The sequence below is a fragment of the Nocardioides bizhenqiangii genome (assembly GCF_034661235.1).
Classification (GTDB): domain Bacteria; phylum Actinomycetota; class Actinomycetes; order Propionibacteriales; family Nocardioidaceae; genus Nocardioides; species Nocardioides bizhenqiangii.
This window is the reverse complement of the sequence record NZ_CP141059.1, coordinates 1,278,541-1,294,685: the sequence shown is the minus strand read 5'-3', so window position 1 is coordinate 1,294,685 and position 16,145 is coordinate 1,278,541. Positions and strand designations below refer to the sequence as shown.

The following is a 16,145-nucleotide window of genomic DNA, read 5'->3' as shown; positions in this document are numbered from 1 at the left end:
CGGCCTCATGACCGCTGGACGACCCGGACGACCGGGTCGTCCTGCCCGTCCAGGAGGGCGAGGAACGGCGCAACCGCCGCATCGTCGACGGCCAGCACCAGCTGCCGGGTCCCGGTCACGGCGAAGCTCTCCTCGACCGGCGGTGCCGCGACCACGGTGACCTCCGACAAGGCCGGGCCCTGCGGCACCTCCTTGCCGCGGCCGCCGACGTAGACGTCGATCACCGAGCCGGCGTCGACCGTCCCCGGCACCCGGTGCGGCTCGAGGTCGAGCGGCACCTGGACGGTGCCGGCGTCTTGGGCGGTGTCGATGGCCGCGCGCGGCAGCAGCTCACCGGCGCCGATCCCCCGCGACAGCACCATGCCCTCCGGCAACGGGTCGGCGGCGGACAGGTAGCGCTCGAGCTCCTCGTCGTCCGCGAACCGCACCCTGACCGCGACGACGTCGTCGGCGCCGACGGGCGCCCCCACGCCCTGGTCGTCGACGACCGCCCACACCGACACGGTGTCGTCCGCCGCGGCGAGCAGCCGCGCCCCGAGCACCACCGACCCGGCCACGATCAAGAGGCCGATCCACAACCGCGGGTCACGCCAACCCGCCCGGGCCACGCGCGTAGCGGCCGGCGGCGCCGACGTGCCCGTCTTCCCGAGACTGGACACCTGCACATGATGCAGGTCCGTCGGCGCCGCGTCACGTGCTCGTCCACAGGACGCGGGGTGGTGCTGCGATCAAGCGGTGCCGGATGGAACCATGGGGACATGGCCGACCCGTTGCGGTTCCTCACGCTCACCGAGGTCGCCGAGGTGCTCAACACCTCGTCGGCGCAGGTCTACGCGATGGTGCGCCGCGGAGAGCTGCCCGCGATCAAGATCGGTGGCCGCGGTCAGTGGCGGGTCGAGAGGGACAGGCTCGAGGAGTACATCGCGGCCGCCTACAAGGCCACCGAGGAGTACGTCGAGGCGCACCCCTTCGTCGAGTCCGAACAGTCGGAGTAGGCCCGGTCCCCCCGCCCGTCCGTGCGCGCCACGTTGATTGCGGGTGCTTCTTATCGAAGGAGACGTGGTGCCACGCCGCGGTGGTTGCGGTGCGGTTCCCCGGGCCCTGCCCGGGCGCGGGGAGGTCTGGGGTGCTCGTTGTGGTTGCGGCCGCAGAGGGAGACGGGTGGTGGCGGCAGGTGCGCGGCTTGCGGCTTCAGGACCGGCTTCCGGACCGCCGTGGGCATGCCGTTGGCCCCGCCGGTGGCGGGGTGCGGGGCGGGGTCGCTAGTCCTCGGGCGGTGGTGTGGCGGTGAGTTGGTGGGTGCCGGTGGGGTCGACCAGGTAGGTCCCGGTGGGGAGGGTCCAGTGGTAGGTGCCGGGGCTGAGCATCCGGTAGGTCGCTTGGCCCGAGGTTTTGTACCGGTGGTGGCCGCGGCAGGCCGGGGAGAGGTTGCAGGCGCAGGTCGGCCCGCCGCCGGCGTGGGGGGTGATGTGGTCGAGGTCGCAGGCTTCGGCGGGTTTGGTGCAGTAGGGGAAGCCGCAGTGGTGGTCGCGTCCGGTGACCTGGCGGCGGATCCGGTCGGGGATCTCATAGGAGTCGACCGGTTGGTGGCCGGCGAGGTCGACCACCGGCCGCACGACCACGCTGGTGTGGGGGGTGTTGAGCCATTCCTTGACCTGCTCCACCGAGATGGGGGTGCGGGTGTTGCCGAACCGGCCCACGGTCTGGTCGGTGGCGGAGAGGTGGAGCGTGAGCTCGGTCTTCCGGCCGGGGACGACCCGGGTGATCTCCCCGGTGTCGGGGTCGGCGACCTCGAGGTCGAGGACCAGGTCCTCCCGGGCGATCTCACCGAGCGCCTTGGCCCGCCGGACGTCCAGGGTGTCGGTGTCGCCGAGCTGGCCGGCGAGCTTGGCGCGGCGGGCGATGGCGTGTTCGAGGTCGAGGGCATCGGCGGCGTCCAGGGTGGCGTCGACCTGGGCGGTGCCGTTGTAGCCGACCCGGTCCAGGCCGGTGTGGACGTGTCGGTGGTCCCGGGACTCCCGCCGGCGGTCTTCGGCCGCGGCGGGGTCGTAGCGGACCAGGGCTTCCTCGACCAGCCGGTCGACCTGCGCCCAGGTGGCCCCGTGGGCGAACGGTGCCAGGTGGGCGTCGACGAACCCGACAGCATCGGCGGGGAGGAGGCGGGTGGCGTCGGCGACCCGGAGTGCTTTCCACACCGGGACCTGGCCGTCGAGGAGGCGGGTCCAGGTCTTGGGGAGGCGGTGGGCGAGCTCGAGGACCTGGCCGACGTAGTTGCGACCCGAGTCCAGCGACCGCCCCAACAACGCGGAGAGCTCCATCACCGCGAAGTCACTGATCAGGGGCGCGCCGGGCCCGGCGAGCGGGAGCCCGGTGTCCAGACCCCGCTCGGTCAACGTCGCCACATCCGCCGCGTCGTCGGCCACGACGTGCTCGCCGGCCCATTCGGCGATCTCGCGGACGGTGGCGATCTCCTGGTCGGCAATGACCGTGCGGCGCTGCTTGATGCTGGCCAGCAGCTCCTGGGACCGGGTGCGGACCACGGGCTCGGCGACCTGGTCCGCCGCGGGGGCGGTGAGGTCGAAGAGGGGCGCGGTCCCGAGATCCATGAGGCCTATTCAACCCTGATGGTCCGACACAACGAAACGCTCAGAACCCCCCTGTGGACAGGGCATTCGCGATTCCATGCCTGTGGACGGAAGGTGGTCCGGGCACCTTGGTTTCGAGGCTCCTCGCTGCGCGCCTCGCACCTCAACCAGCGGCCGGGGCGCACCACCATGAGCCGGCCGCGGCGCGCCGCCAGCGGCGCTCCGCGCCCTCGTCCAAAGCCTTTCGGTCGCAACCCCTGCGGACCGCAACGTGGGCTCATAGGTCCAAGGGGTCGCGAGACGGTCACAGCGCGACCTCCTCGACCGGCGGCGCTTCCGAACCCACCGCAAGCCGGCGACGCGCAACCAGCGCCCCTCCTCCTCCCCGTCCAAAGCCTGTCGGTCGCAACCCCAGCCGACCCGCAACGAGGGCTCACAGGTCCAAGGGGTCTAGAGACGGTCGCAGCGCGACCTCCTCGACCGACGACGAGGCCTACCCGACCTCACCGTCGAGCGTGACCTGGATGGTCTGCTCGTCGCCGTCGCGCCTGATGGTGAACTCGATGGTCTCGCCGGGCTGGTGGGTGCGGATCGCCACGATCAGGGCGATGCCGTCGGTGACGCGGTCGCCGTTGACGTGGGTGATCAGGTCGCCGTTCTGGAGGCCGGCGTCCTGGGCGGGCGAGTCGGGGATCACCTCGTCGACGGTCGCGCCGTCGAACTCCGCCGGACCACCGGTCTGCACCCGGGCGCCGATGACGGGGTACTGCGCCTCGCCGTTCTCCAGGATCTGGTCGGCGGTGATCACCACCTGCTCGACCGGGATCGCGAAGCCCACGCCGATGTTGCCGGCCTCGTCGTCGATGCTGCCGCCGCCGTTGGTCGCGATCGCGGAGTTGACGCCCACCACCTGGCCCTGGAGGTTGACGAGCGGCCCGCCCGAGTTGCCGGGGTTGATCGCCGCGTCGGTCTGCACCGCGTTGATGTACGACGAGTCGTCGGCGGTGCTGCCCGTCGTCACGGGTCGGTTCAGCGCGCTCACGATGCCCGACGTCACTGTGGAGCTCAGGCCGAGCGGGGCACCGATCGCGACGACGGGCTCGCCGACGCGCAAGGTCCGGGACCGGCCGAGGGAGGCCGGCTTGAGGTCCTCCGCACCGGCGACGTGGAGGACGGCCAGGTCGTAGACGGGACTGCGCCCGACGACGGTCGCGTTCTGCCGGTTGCCGTCCTGGTCGACGATCTCGATCGGTCCGTCGTTCTCCGCGGCATCGGCGACGACGTGGTTGTTGGTGATGATGTGTCCCTGGTCGTCGAGCACGAAGCCGGATCCGGTCGCACCCGCCTCGACACCGTCGAGCTCGGCGATGATCTGGACCGTGCTGGGGAGCACCTCCTGTGCCACCCGGGCGACCGATCCCGGCTTCTGCAGCGGGGGCTGCGTCGTCAGGTCGGAGTAGTCGACGTTGCTCGGCGACGACGCACCCGGCTCGTCGGAGTCGTCGTCCCACGAGGAGTAGGCGATGGCGCCAAGGATGCCGCTGCCGGCGCCGACGACGAGCGCGAGCAGCGCGACGAACGGCCACATCCAACCCGGGGGTCGAGCACGCTCGAGGCGATGCCCGGAGGGCGCGTGGGCCGGCGCCAGTACCTGGGTCGGAGGCGGCGGCGGGTAGCCCGACGGAGGGCTGGTCGGGGGCGGCCCGGGGGGCGGTGCGGACGCAGCGGGGACGGAGGCGGGGGTGACCGGACCCTGACCGGGCGGCGCCCAGCGCTCCGCAGCCGGCCGTTGGCCACCGATCGGCTGGGTCTGCTCCGGCACGGCCGACCCGGGCGCGGGCGTCGCGCCGGGGTCGTTCTCGGGTCCGTCGTTCACGGACCCATCATCGCCGATGGTCACAACAGCGACTCCACGGCCCGGGCGAGACGACCGAGTTCGAGGGATCGTGCGAGCGAGCGGCGCTCAGCGCCGCGCTGGCAAGGCGCCGATGCGAAGGCAGACTGGGCGTCTTTCGAGTGTCGGCGACGCCACCAGCGCGGATGATGAGCGTCGCGCAGCGTGCGAGACCTCGGACTTGGTCGTCTACGGGAGGAGCTGTTCGACCCAGTCCGGCACCGCCGTGCGCGGCTGCGCAGCGCTGCCCGACGGTCCGGTCGTGCGGGCCGGGGGGATCGCGCGTGCCGGAGCGAGCTCGCCGGGCGCCTGGCTGGCGCGGCCGTCACTCACGGCCGGCGTCTCGACCCGAGAGGCAGGGGGGCGACGGTCGTTGGTGGGCCCGGAGCCGGGCGAGAATCCGAGCACGAGCACGCCGACCATCGCTGCACCGAGCGCACCGCCACCGAGGACTGCCATCCCGACACCACGGCGCACCCCGCCGCTGCGCCGCGCGTCGATGAGGAACCGCTCACCGGGGGTGAGGGTGAGCAGCGAGCCCTTGAGGTCAGGGGACGCAGCGCCCGGATCGCCGCACAGTCCGGCCAGCCGGGTCTTGACCCAGCCTTCGCGCTCGACGAGGTCACGGCACGCGTGGCAGGCGTAGACGTGGGCCCAGGCCTCTTCAGCCTCCGCCTGCGACAGCTGGCCGTCGAGGAGCGCACTCACCCGCGCGCCAAGGTGACTCATCATGACTGCCCCAGCCCGGTCGCGACAGGTGCAGGGCCGGCGTAGCGGGTGCGGGCACCCTGCGGTGCACGGTGGGCCAGCGCGGCGCGCAGCATCGCCCGGCCTCGGTGGATGCGCGAGCGGACGGTGCCGAGCTTGGCGCCGAGGATCTCGGCGATCTCCTCGTAGGTCAGGCCCTCGATGTCACAGAGCACGACGGCAGCACGGAAGTCGGGCGGCAGCGCCGCGAGCGCGGCTTCGACGTCGTCGTCGAAGGTGCGGTCGTCGTACGCGGTGTCGGGGCCGGCGACGGCGCTCGCGATCCGCGCCGCACGCTCGTCGGAGAGTGCGTCGAACCGGATCCGCTGGCGGCGGCGGGCCTGGTCGAGGAAGAGGTTGGTCGTGATCCGGTGCAGCCAGCCCTCGAACGTGCCGGGCTGGTAGGTGTGCAGCGAGCGGAACACCCGCACGAAGACCTCCTGGGTGAGGTCCTCGGCGTCGTGGCGGTTGCCGGTCAGCCGGAACGCGAGGCGGAAGACGCGGTCGGAGTGCTGGTCGACGATGGACTCCCAGTCCATCGACTGCTCACCAGCCGGCGGCTCGACCCTCATGGTTCCTGCCCTTCTCCGCACCCGGTGCTGCCTTCCTCGTGAGAGTTGACGGTAGTCCTGCGGCCTGAGGAAACCCTGTGAAAGCAGGCGCGGGTCCCTGAGAGCACTTCTGCCCTCCCAACGAACGTCCCGACCCGGTTGTTCCGGGCGGCCGCCTCCCCGCCCGGGCTCCGCAGAACGGGGGTCTGGGACCGATACGGTGGAGCCGTGGCTGCCTCTCCGCTCGATCCGATCAGTCCGACCAGCTGGACCTTCGCCGAGACCTACGTCGTCGAGGACGACGTGCTCCTGGCGGCGCGGGCGCGCGCGGAGGAGGTCGGCGCCGTCGCGGTGGGCTCCGGGGCCGGCGCCACCCTGCGCTTCCTGGCCGCCGTGCTCGAGGCGCGCGCCGTCGTCGAGATCGGCACCGGAGCGGGTGTCTCGGGGCTGTGGCTGCTGCGCGGCATGCGTCCCGACGGCGTGCTCACCACGGTCGATGTCGAGGCCGAGCACCAGCGGCTCGCGCGCGAGTCGTTCAGGGACGAGGGGATCGCGCCGCAGCGGGTGCGAACCATCGCGGGCCGCGCCCTCGACGTGCTCCCCCGGCTGACCGACGGCCACTACGACATCGTGTTCGCCGACGGCGACAAGCGGGAGTACGGCGCCTACCTCGCCGAGGCGCTGCGCCTGCTGCGCCCCGGCGGCGTGGTGGCGTTCGACAACGCGCTGTGGCACGACCGGGTCGCCGACCCGGCTCAGCGTGACGACGAGACGGTCGCGATCCGGGCACTCACGCAGGAGGTCACCGCGACCGACGGCCTGGTGCCGCTGCTGCTGCCCGTCGGCGACGGACTGCTGCTCGCGAAGAAGGAATGGGTCCCCGAAGGGGACGACTGACCGGTCGTCGGACGGCTCAGACGTTGACGGACGACATGTCGCCGTACCTATCCCCGACGACCGCGTCGCGCGGCACCGCCTTCTCGAGCGCGGCCAGGTCCTCGGCCGTCAGCTCGACCGCGGCGGCCCCGACGTTCTCCTCGAGGTAGCGCGTCCGCTTCGTGCCCGGGATCGGCACGACGTCGGGTCCCTGGGCGAGCACCCAGGCCAGCGCGACCTGACCGGGCGACACGCCCTTCTCGTCCGCGACGGAGCGCACGTTGTCAACGAGAGCGAGGTTCGCGCGCAGCGCTTCGCCCTGGAACCGCGGGAAGTATGCCGACCGCCGGAGGTCGCCGTCACCGGCCGCGCCGCCGGACTCGGTGATCGTGCCGGTCAGCATGCCCCGGCCCAGCGGCGAGTACGGCACGAGGCCGATCCCGAGCTCGCGGATCGTCGGCAGGATCTCGTCCTCGATCTCGCGGGTGAAGAGGGAGTACTCGGTCTGCAGTGCGGTGATCGGATGGGTGGCGTGGGCTCGCCGGATGGTGGCCGCGGAGGCCTCCGACAGCCCGAGGTGGCGGACCTTGCCCGCGGCGACCAGCTCCGCCATCGCACCCACCGTCTCCTCGATCGGCACCGCCTTGTCGACCCGGTGCTGGTAGTACAGGTCGATCGTGTCGACACCGAGCCGCGCCAGCGACGCGTCGCAGGCAGCGCGGACGTACTCGGGCCTGCCGTTGATGCCGACCCGGCTCCCGTCGGGAAGGCGCTCGTTGCCGAACTTCGTGGCGATCTGCACCCCATCGCGGCTGTGCCGGCTGGTGGCGATCCCGCGGCCGACCAGCTGCTCGTTGGTGAAGGGGCCGTACATGTCCGCGGTGTCGAGCAGGGTGACGCCGAGGTCGAGCGCGCGATGGATGGTCGCGACCGCCTCGCCCTCGTCGGCGGTCCCGTAGAACTCCGACATGCCCATGCAGCCCAGTCCGAGGGCGGAGACGGCGAGTGGTGAATCAGTTCCGAGAGTGCGGGAGTCGAGTGTCATGCCCTCTACTCAACGGCTTCGAGCGCGCTCCAAGTCAAGGGATGCCTGCTCGACTTTTCCTTCGTAGATGCCAATCTTGTGGTCGATCGCGCGAAGGTGGGCGGTCACCTCGGCGAGCTGTGCCTCGACGCGCTCGCGGTGGGCCAGCAGCAGGGCCAGGCGCTCGGCCTCGTTGCCGTCGCCGGACCGCACCAGGTCGGCGTACTTCCTCACCTCGCGGATAGGCATCCCGGTGGCCCGCAGCCGCGTGATCAGCTCGATCCACGTCAGGTCTCGGTCGGTGTATCGGCGGTGGCCCGAGGCGGACCGGTCGACGCCGGCCAGCATCAGGCCGTCGCGCTCGTAGTAGCGCAGGGTGTGCGCCGTCAGTCCCGAACGCTCGGCGGCCTCGGCGATCGAGTAGCTCATCGGGTCAGTGTCCGACTTGGAGTGCGCTCGAAGTCAAGGAGTCGGAGGGATCGAAAGCGACGGTCTCAGGCCCGCGCCGCGGCCACGAACCCCGCGGCACCCTCGGCGATGGCCACGATCTCGCACGGCTCGATCAGGATCGGCGCGCTGCCGATGATCTGGGACCCGGGCGAGTCTGCGGCCCCGGCCGTGAACGTCTCCTGGAACGCTGCCCGCGCGGCGTCGTCGCCGAAGACGTAGCACCCCTCGAACCACTCGCCCGGCACCATCCGCCAGGTCTTGAAGGCCAGACCGGCCATGCCGGTGAAGCGGGCGTGCGACGTGTCGGCGACGTACGACGCCAGCTGCTCCTCGACCCCTTCCGGCGCATCGGCGAGCGACCAACGGACGGTCAGACCCTTCATCTCTTCTCCTCGGTGGTGATCCCGGCCAGCGGATCGGGCTGCCCGAGCCAGGTAAGCAGCAGGCGGGCGCCGAAGCCCGACGGCCCGACCGTCCACTCGTGCAGCTCCTTCTCGACGTCGCCGACCGAGGCGATGTCGAGGTGCACCCAGGGCAGCCCGCCGGTGAAGTGCTGGAGGAACAGGGCGGCCGTGATCGCCTGCGGTGTGCCGGGGCTGTTGTCGGCGTCGGCGACCTTGGACGCGAGCCGGTCCTCGTAGCCCGCGTAGAGCGGGAAGCGCCACACCGGCTCGCCCGAGCGCTCGCCCGCGTCGCGGATCGCAGCGGCGAGCGCGTCGTCGGTGGCGAAGTAGCCGCCCATCTGCTGGCCGAGAGCGATCTTCATCCCGCCGGTGAGGGTGGCGATGTCCACGAGCACGGTGGGGTCGAGCTCCGCCGCGGCGTAGGCCAGGGCGTCGGCCAGGACCAGCCGGCCCTCGGCGTCGGTGTTGTTGACCTCGGAGGTGCGGCCACCCCAGTGCCGGACGACGTCGCCCGGCCGGATCGCGGATCCGGAGATGGCGTTCTCAGCGGCGGGCACGAGGCCGGTCACCCGGACCTGGCAGCCGACGTCGGCGAGCGCACCCATCGTCGCGAGCACCGCCGCGCCGCCGGTCATGTCGCGCTTCATCGAGACCATGCTCGGTCCGGGCTTGATCGAGAGGCCGCCGGTGTCGAACGTGATCCCCTTGCCGACCAGCACGACGTGCGGCAGCTTCTTCGCTGCGCGAGCGCCCACGCCTGGTGGCGTGTAGTCGAGCCTGATCAGGCGCGGCGGGGTCGCCGACGCGCGGCCGACACCGAGGATGCCGCCGAAGCCCTCGCGCTCGAGATCGGTCTCGTCCCAGATCCGGACGTCGAGGCCGGCCTCGGCTGCGACCTGCTCGGCCTGGGTCGCCAACCACGCAGGGTTCTTGAGGTTGCTCGGCACTGTCGCGAGCATCCGGGAGCGCCAGCCCGCTCCGCCGATCGCGACGGCTCGCTCCAGCGCGGCGTGGTCAGCGCCGACCAGGGACCCGGGTGGGGTCGCGATCACGATCCGGCGTGCGGGATGCCGCTCGGGTCCGGTGGAGCGCCAATGGAACTCGAAGGCGCCGAGCATGGTGCCGGCGACGAAGGCATCGAGCGCCGCGCCGTCGGCGACCGGCTCGCCGTCCGGCGCGACCGCAGGGATCGAGGTGGCCACGGCGACGCGATCGCGCACTGCTCGCGCGAACGCCGCGCCGGCGCGGCGGACGTCGACCGGCCGGGCCTCGCCGACGCCCACCAGCAGCACCAGACGCAAGGACGGATTGACGTCGGTGCCGAGCGGGACCGGCACCTCGACGATCTCGCCGACCGCACCGGTCATCCCGCGCAGCTCGGCGACGTCGAGCAGGTCGACCCCGATCGACTCGATCAGGTCGGCGGCGCCGGGCCCGAGCAGGATGCCGGGCTCGTCACCGGAACCGCCTGGCACGACAGGCACGGCCGCCGTGTCGACGCCGACGATGGCGGCAGGGGAGAGATCGCTGAGCGCGAACTCGGGGGGTGAAACCTGGCTGGGAAGAACGTGAGAGATGGTCGCCACACTAACTACGAAGCGGCCGTCACCCGACAACGCTCTTGAGAGCGTCACCGAGGGCACCTGCCTCCTCGGCGTTCAGCTCGACGACCAGGCGGCCACCGCCTTCGAGTGGGACACGCATGACGATGCCCCGACCCTCCTTGGTGACCTCCAGCGGACCGTCACCGGTCCGAGGCTTCATCGCCGCCATGCGGCACCCCTCTTCCCATCAGTACAGGCAGACCTGGTCTGCTCAGGGCTTGCCGCACCATTATCGCCCATGCCCCCCGACCCGTGCAGCAGCGGCACCCATGTTCACTCCGGCGGAGGTGGTGGCGGCATCACGGGAAACGACGGCGCATCGTCCGAATCACCAGCAGGTTCGGGGCCCGGGTGTCGCCTGGGTTCGGGGCGGGGCGGGTCGCGAAGCTCCTGCTCGAGCGCCACTCGCGCGAGCAGTGCGTCGACCTCCGACATGCGGTAGCCGCGGAAGGCGAGCGAGAAGCGCACCCGGCGCAGGTCGTCCGGTGTGATCGTCCGGTCGAGCGGCACCCGGGCGTCCGGCCGGTCGTCGTACGCCGGCTTCATCGGCTCGCCGCGGCCGGCGGCGAGCAGGGCGATGCCGCCCATCGCGAGCACGATGAGTACGGCGAAGACCCACATCATCGTCTGCGGCACAGCGTTCCTCTGTTCGGCTCAGGCGTGACGATCGCGAGCGGCCACCATCAGCGCCACCGCCTCGTCGACGTCGTCGGTCAGGGTCAGCATGTCGAGGTCGGACTGTCGGATCCGGGCGTCGGAGAGCATCGAGCCCTTCATCCAGTCGATCAGGCCGGACCAGTGCTCCACTCCCATCAGCACGATCGGGAAGGTCGTGATCTTGAGCGTTTGCGACAGCGTCATCGCCTCGAACATCTCGTCCAGGGTGCCGATCCCACCGGGCAGCACGACGTAACCCTGGGAGTACTTCACGAACATCATCTTGCGGACGAAGAAGTAGCGGAAGTTGAGACCGAACGTGACGTAGTCGTTGAGCCGGGCCTCCCAGGGCAGCTCGATGCCGAGGCCGACGCTCTCTCCGCCCGCTTCGGTCGCACCCTTGTTCGCCGCCTCCATGGCGCCCGGGCCACCGCCGGTGATCACCGTGAAGCCGGCGTCGGCCAGCGCGCCACCGATCTTCACCCCGAGCTGGTAGGAGGGATTCTCGGGCGGGATCCGCGCGGAGCCGAACACCGCGATCGCCGGCCCGAGCTCGGCGAGGTCGTTGAATCCCTCGACGAACTCGGCCTGGATCTTGAGCACGCGCCACGGGTCGGTGTGGACCCAGTCGCTGTCGCCGCGGCTGTCGAGCAGCCGCTGGTCGGTGGTCGAGCCCTCCGGGCGTCCCTTGCTGGGACGCGGGCCGGGGCCGCTCCGTCTCGTCATTGCTGGGTCTCCTCACCCTGGAGCCACGCCCGCAGCTCGCGCTCGCAGCTCTCGATCTGCGCCACCGGCACGTGCTCCTCCTGCTTGTGCGCCAGCATCGGGTCACCGGGACCGAAGTTGACGGCAGGCACGCCGAGCGTCGTGAACCGGGCGACGTCGGTCCACCCGAACTTGGGGTTGACCTTGCCATCGGGGCCGCCGACGGCATCGACGAACGCTTTCGCCGCCGGCCGGTCGAGACCCGGCAGCGCACCGGGCGCCGAGTCGGTCACGGTGAGGTCGTACGGCGCGAAGAAGTCGGTGACGAAGGCGAGCGCCTCGGCCTCCGAGCGGTCCGGTGCGAACCGGTAGTTGACGGTCACCACGCACTCGTCCGGGATCACGTTGCCGGCGACGCCACCGCTGATCCCGACGGCGCTGAGCCCCTCGTGGTACTCCAGGCCGTCGATGACGGGCTTGCGGGCGTCGTACTGCCGCAGCCGGTTGAGCACGTCGGCCGCGGCGTGGATCGCGTTGACCCCGCGCCAGCTGCGGGCCGAGTGCGCCCGCTCGCCGCGGGTGCGGACGTCGACCCGCAGGGTGCCCTGGCACCCGGCCTCGACCACCGCGTTGGACGGCTCCATCAGCACCGCGAAGTCGGCCGTCAGCAGGTCGGGGTCGGACTCGCTGAGCAGCCGCAACCCGTTGAACTCGGACTCGATCTCCTCGGCCTCGTAGAGGACGAAGGTGATGTCGTGCACCGGCTCGGTCACGGTGGCCGCGAGCCGCAGGATGACGGCGTCGCCACCCTTCATGTCACAGGTGCCGAGCCCGTGCAGGACCCCGTCCTCGAGACGGCTGGGCAGGTTGTCGTTGACCGGCACGGTGTCGAGGTGGCCGGCCAGCACCACCCGGCTCGGCCGTCCGAGCGACGTACGCGCCACGACGGTGTGGCCGCGCCGGACGACGGCGAGGTGCGGCAGCGCGCGCAACGCGGCCTCGACCAGGTCGGCGATCTCCTGCTCGTTGCGCGACACCGACTCGATGTCGACGAGGTGGCGCGTCAGGGTGACGGCGTCGGCAGTCAGGTCGAGCACGGGCGGTGCGGTCATGCGTTCATCCAAGCAGCCCGGGCCAGCGCGGCGCCGTCAGGCGCGGGTGACCGTCACCGTCGCCGTCTCGCCGTCCCCGACGGTCACCAGGCCGCCCGCCGCTTCACCGGCGACGGAGCACGACGTCGCGAGGGTCTCCTTCGCGATCAGGCCCTCGTGCGCCCGCGCGGCGGCGAGCACCGCGGCCGAGCCGCCGATGGTGAGCGCGATGCGGTCCGTGACGTCGAGCCCGGCGTCACGACGAGCCTGCTGGACAGCACGCACCAGGTCGCGGGCCAGACCCTCCTCCGCGAGCTCGGGCGTGACCACCGTGTCGAGCACGACGAACCCCCCTCGGCTGTTCCCCGAGCTTGTCGAGGGGAGCATGCCGGTCGCCGAATCGCCGGTCTCCGACCCGACAACGGTCTCCAGGACGTACTCGCCCTCGACGAGCTCGAGGCCACCGGCTGTCACGCTGACACCACCCTCGGGACTGGCGACAGCCTCCCAGTCGCCGGACTTCGCGGCCCGGATCGCGGTCTGCACGTCCTTGCCGAGGCGCGGACCGGCCGCCCGGGCGTTGACGGTCAGCCGCTGGGAGACGCCGTACGACGCCGCCTCGGCCGAGGCCGTCGCCAGCAGCCGGACCTCCTTCACGTTGACCTCGTCGGCCACGATCGACCTGAACGGCTCGAGCGCTGCCGGGTCGTCGACGACCACCGTCAGCGAGCCGAGCGGCAGCCGGTTGCGCAGCCGGCCGGCCTTGCGCAGCGCCGACGTCGCCGAGCAGATCTCACGGACCTGGTCCATCGCGGCCACGAGCGCGTCGTCTGCGGGCAGCGCCGCGGCGTCCGGCCAGTCCGTGAGGTGCACGGACCGCCCACCGGTCAGGCCGCGCCACACCTCCTCGGCCGTCAGGGGCAGCAGTGGCGCGACGGTCCGGCACACGGTGTCGAGCACCGCGGCCAGCGTCTCGAACGCCTCGGCACGCCCCTCCCAGAAGCGCTCACGCGAGCGCCGTACGTACCAGTTCGTCAGCACGTCGAGGAACCCGCGCGTGGTCTCGCAGGCGTCGGCGATCGCGAAGCCGTCCAGCTCGACCGTGAGCTGCTCGACGTACTGCCGTGTCTTGGCGAGCAGGTAGCGGTCGAGCGGGTCCGTGGAGCGGAACGACTCCGGGCTGCCCACGTTGGCCTCGTAGCCCTCCGCGTTGGCGTAGAGCGAGAAGAAGTACCAGGTGTTCCAGAGCGGGATCATCACCTGGCGCACGGAGTCGCGGATGCCCTGCTCGGTCACGACCAGGTTGCCGCCGCGCAGGATCGGGCTGGCCATGAGGAACCAGCGCATCGCGTCGGCGCCGTCGCGGTCGAAGACCTCCCGTACGTCGGGGTAGTTGCGCAACGACTTCGACATCTTGTTGCCGTCGGAGCCGAGCACGATGCCGTGGCTGATGCAGGACGAGAACGCCGGCCGGTCGAACAGCGCCGTCGCCAGGATGTGCAGCGTGTAGAACCAGCCGCGGGTCTGGCCGATGTACTCGACGATGAAGTCCGCCGGGAAGTGGTGCTCGAACCAGTCCTTGTTCTCGAACGGGTAGTGCACCTGCCCGAAGCTCATGGAGCCGGAGTCGAACCAGACGTCGAGCACGTCGGCGACCCGGCGCATCGTCGACTGCCCGGTCGGGTCGTCGGGGTTGGGCCGGGTCAGGTCGTCGACCCACGGCCGGTGGAGGTCGGCCTCCCCGTCGCGGTTGCGCGGCAGGGTGCCGAAGTCGCGCTCGATCTCCTCGAACGAGCCGTACACGTCGATCCGGGGGTACGCCGGGTCGTCGCTCTTCCACACCGGGACCGGGCTGCCCCAGAACCGGTTGCGGGTGATCGACCAGTCGCGGGCGTTCTCCAGCCACTTGCCGAACTGGCCGTCCTTGATGTGCTCGGGCACCCAGCGGATCTGCTCGTTGAGCTCCAGCATCCGCTGCTTGAACTTGGTGACCTCGACGAACCACGACTCCACGCCCTTGTAGATCAGGGGCTCACGGCAGCGCCAGCAGTGCGGGTAGGAGTGGTTGTAGGTCTCGCGACGCACCAGCACGGTGCCGGGCGTGACCGAGCCGCTGCGCGCCTTGAGGTCGTCGATGATGTGCAGGTTGGCGTCGAAGACGAGCATCCCGGCGTAGTCGTCGACGGGCTGGGTGAACCGGCCGTCCTTGCCGACCGGCATCACGGGCTCGATCTTCTCGCGGTCGGTGACCTCCTTGTCGACCTCACCGAACGCGCCGGCGCTGTGGACCAGGCCGGTGCCGTCGGTGGTGGTGACGGCCTCGTCGGCGGCGACGACGCGGAACGCGTTCTCGTGCCCCGCGTAGTAGGAGAACGGCGGCGTGTACGAGAGCCCTACCAGCTCGGAGCCCTTGCCCCGCCAGACGACGGTGGGCTCCTCGCCGAGCTCACGGGTGTACGACGCCAGCCGCGCCCCGGCCAGGACCAACCGGTCGACGCCGGCGGAGCCGTCGGACTCGACCATCACGTAGTCGATCTCCGAGCCGACCATCACCGCGAGGTTGCTCGGCAGGGTCCACGGGGTCGTCGTCCAGATCAGCAGCTTGGCGCCCGCGAACGGGCCGTCGGTGCGCACCTCGAAGCCGACGGTCACCGACGGGTCCTGGCGGTCCTGGTAGACGTCGTCGTCCATCCGCAGCTCGTGGTTGGAGAGCGGCGTCTCGTCGTTCCAGCAGTAGGGCAGCACCCGGAAGCCCTCGTAGACCAGTCCCTTGTCGTAGAGGCTCTTGAACGCCCAGAGCACCGACTCCATGAACTCGGGGTTCATGGTGCGGTAGTCGTTGTCGAAGTCGACCCAGCGGGCCTGACGGGTGACGTAGTCGCGCCACTCCCCCGTGTACTTGAGGACCGAGGCGCGGCAGGCGTCGTTGAACTTGTCGATGCCCATCTCGACGATCTCGTCGGTGGTCTTGATCCCGTTGAGCCGCATCGCCTCGAGCTCGGCCGGCAGGCCGTGGGTGTCCCAGCCAAAGCGGCGCTCGACGCGCTTGCCGCGCATCGTCTCGTAGCGCGGCACGATGTCCTTGACGTAGCCCGTCAGGAGGTGGCCGTAGTGCGGCAGGCCGTTGGCGAACGGCGGGCCGTCGTAGAACACGAACTCGTTGGCGCCCTCCTCACCGGCGTCGCGCTGGTCGACGCTGGCCCGGAAGGTGTCGTCCTCGGCCCAGTACGCCAGCACCCGCTCCTCGATCGCCGGGAAGCGTGGCGAGGACGGCACGCCCTTGCCGGGACCGGTGGCGTCGGGGTCGGTGGTGACCTTCGGATAGGTCATCGGTGGCATCTCCTGCGGTGGTCGTCGTCGTCACACGAGGACGACTCTCGCCGCGGTACCACCTCGTTTGCCCTTGCGGGCCACTCGATCTTGGCTGTGACGGGCCTACCCGCCGGGTTCTACTGAGGCTCCGTGTGTCGGAACCCGTTCTTCCCGGGGCTCGCCGCTGATGACGGCTCGAACGCCTGTGCCCCCAGAGTACGGCGCGTCCCGGCCTGACCGCCAAT

Annotated in this window: 16 protein-coding genes; 2 read left to right on the top strand and 14 right to left on the bottom strand. The window is 71.2% G+C overall.

Features of this window, described 5'->3' with window-relative positions:
- Positions 1 to 5 precede the first annotated feature (5 nt).
- A complete protein-coding gene (locus tag SHK19_RS06405; RefSeq protein WP_322457739.1) occupies positions 6 to 659 on the bottom strand; it encodes a hypothetical protein in 654 nt (217 codons plus the stop codon).
- 99 nt (positions 660 to 758) lie between these two features.
- On the opposite strand from SHK19_RS06405, the gene SHK19_RS06400 reads away from it, so the two are divergent.
- Positions 759 to 995: a helix-turn-helix domain-containing protein gene (locus tag SHK19_RS06400; RefSeq protein WP_322938146.1), complete on the top strand. Its 237-nt coding sequence runs from the start codon at positions 759 to 761 to the stop codon at positions 993 to 995.
- A 267-nt stretch (positions 996 to 1,262) separates the two neighbouring features.
- On the opposite strand, the gene SHK19_RS06395 is transcribed toward SHK19_RS06400, so the two are convergent.
- The 4 genes from SHK19_RS06395 to sigE all read right to left on the bottom strand — a co-directional run bounded on the left by SHK19_RS06395 (position 1,263) and on the right by sigE (position 5,798).
- Positions 1,263 to 2,606, bottom strand: a complete 1,344-nt coding sequence (locus SHK19_RS06395) for an HNH endonuclease signature motif containing protein (RefSeq protein ID WP_322938145.1) — start codon at positions 2,604 to 2,606, stop codon at positions 1,263 to 1,265.
- 472 nt (positions 2,607 to 3,078) lie between these two features.
- Complete coding sequence (locus tag SHK19_RS06390; RefSeq protein WP_322938144.1) at positions 3,079 to 4,461, bottom strand: S1C family serine protease; 1,383 nt, start codon at positions 4,459 to 4,461, stop codon at positions 3,079 to 3,081.
- Positions 4,462 to 4,668: 207 nt separating this feature from the next.
- Complete coding sequence (locus SHK19_RS06385) at positions 4,669 to 5,187, bottom strand: anti-sigma factor family protein (protein WP_322458405.1); 519 nt, start codon at positions 5,185 to 5,187, stop codon at positions 4,669 to 4,671.
- Between the two features lie 20 nt (positions 5,188 to 5,207).
- A complete protein-coding gene (gene sigE, locus SHK19_RS06380; RefSeq protein ID WP_322938143.1) occupies positions 5,208 to 5,798 on the bottom strand; it encodes an RNA polymerase sigma factor SigE in 591 nt (196 codons plus the stop codon).
- Positions 5,799 to 6,005: 207 nt separating this feature from the next.
- Here sigE and SHK19_RS06375 point away from each other — a divergent pair, with 207 nt between their 5' ends.
- On the top strand, positions 6,006 to 6,674 hold the full coding sequence (locus SHK19_RS06375) for an O-methyltransferase (RefSeq protein WP_322938142.1): 669 nt from the start codon (positions 6,006 to 6,008) through the stop codon (positions 6,672 to 6,674).
- Between the two features lie 16 nt (positions 6,675 to 6,690).
- Here the strand turns inward: SHK19_RS06375 and SHK19_RS06370 are convergent, their stop codons facing one another.
- The 9 genes from SHK19_RS06370 to ileS all read right to left on the bottom strand — a co-directional run bounded on the left by SHK19_RS06370 (position 6,691) and on the right by ileS (position 15,918).
- Positions 6,691 to 7,698 (bottom strand): aldo/keto reductase, encoded by a 1,008-nt coding sequence (locus tag SHK19_RS06370; RefSeq protein ID WP_322938141.1) that lies wholly within the window; start codon positions 7,696 to 7,698, stop codon positions 6,691 to 6,693.
- A gap of 9 nt (positions 7,699 to 7,707) precedes the next feature.
- Complete coding sequence (locus tag SHK19_RS06365; RefSeq protein ID WP_322458401.1) at positions 7,708 to 8,106, bottom strand: MerR family transcriptional regulator; 399 nt, start codon at positions 8,104 to 8,106, stop codon at positions 7,708 to 7,710.
- A gap of 65 nt (positions 8,107 to 8,171) precedes the next feature.
- The gene (locus SHK19_RS06360; RefSeq protein WP_322938140.1) at positions 8,172 to 8,510 is read right to left on the bottom strand and encodes a hypothetical protein; all 339 of its coding nucleotides are present in this window, start codon (positions 8,508 to 8,510) and stop codon (positions 8,172 to 8,174) included.
- Positions 8,507 to 10,015, bottom strand: a complete 1,509-nt coding sequence (locus SHK19_RS06355) for a leucyl aminopeptidase family protein (RefSeq protein WP_322938139.1) — start codon at positions 10,013 to 10,015, stop codon at positions 8,507 to 8,509. The genes SHK19_RS06360 and SHK19_RS06355 overlap by 4 nt, the downstream gene beginning before the upstream one ends.
- A 121-nt stretch (positions 10,016 to 10,136) precedes the next feature.
- Entirely contained in the window at positions 10,137 to 10,304 is a 168-nt protein-coding gene (locus SHK19_RS06350; protein WP_322458398.1) for a DUF3117 domain-containing protein, read from the bottom strand.
- 104 nt (positions 10,305 to 10,408) lie between these two features.
- Positions 10,409 to 10,771 carry a DivIVA domain-containing protein gene (locus SHK19_RS06345; protein WP_322458397.1) on the bottom strand — a complete coding sequence of 121 codons (363 nt, stop codon included), beginning with the start codon at positions 10,769 to 10,771 and terminating at the stop codon, positions 10,409 to 10,411.
- 18 nt (positions 10,772 to 10,789) lie between these two features.
- Positions 10,790 to 11,518 (bottom strand): LOG family protein, encoded by a 729-nt coding sequence (locus SHK19_RS06340; protein ID WP_322938138.1) that lies wholly within the window; start codon positions 11,516 to 11,518, stop codon positions 10,790 to 10,792.
- On the bottom strand, positions 11,515 to 12,609 hold the full coding sequence (gene dapE / locus SHK19_RS06335) for a succinyl-diaminopimelate desuccinylase (RefSeq protein WP_322458395.1): 1,095 nt from the start codon (positions 12,607 to 12,609) through the stop codon (positions 11,515 to 11,517). The genes SHK19_RS06340 and dapE overlap by 4 nt, the downstream gene beginning before the upstream one ends.
- Positions 12,610 to 12,645: 36 nt before the next feature.
- The gene (gene ileS, locus SHK19_RS06330) at positions 12,646 to 15,918 is read right to left on the bottom strand and encodes an isoleucine--tRNA ligase (protein WP_322938137.1); all 3,273 of its coding nucleotides are present in this window, start codon (positions 15,916 to 15,918) and stop codon (positions 12,646 to 12,648) included.
- Positions 15,919 to 16,145: the final 227 nt, after the last annotated feature.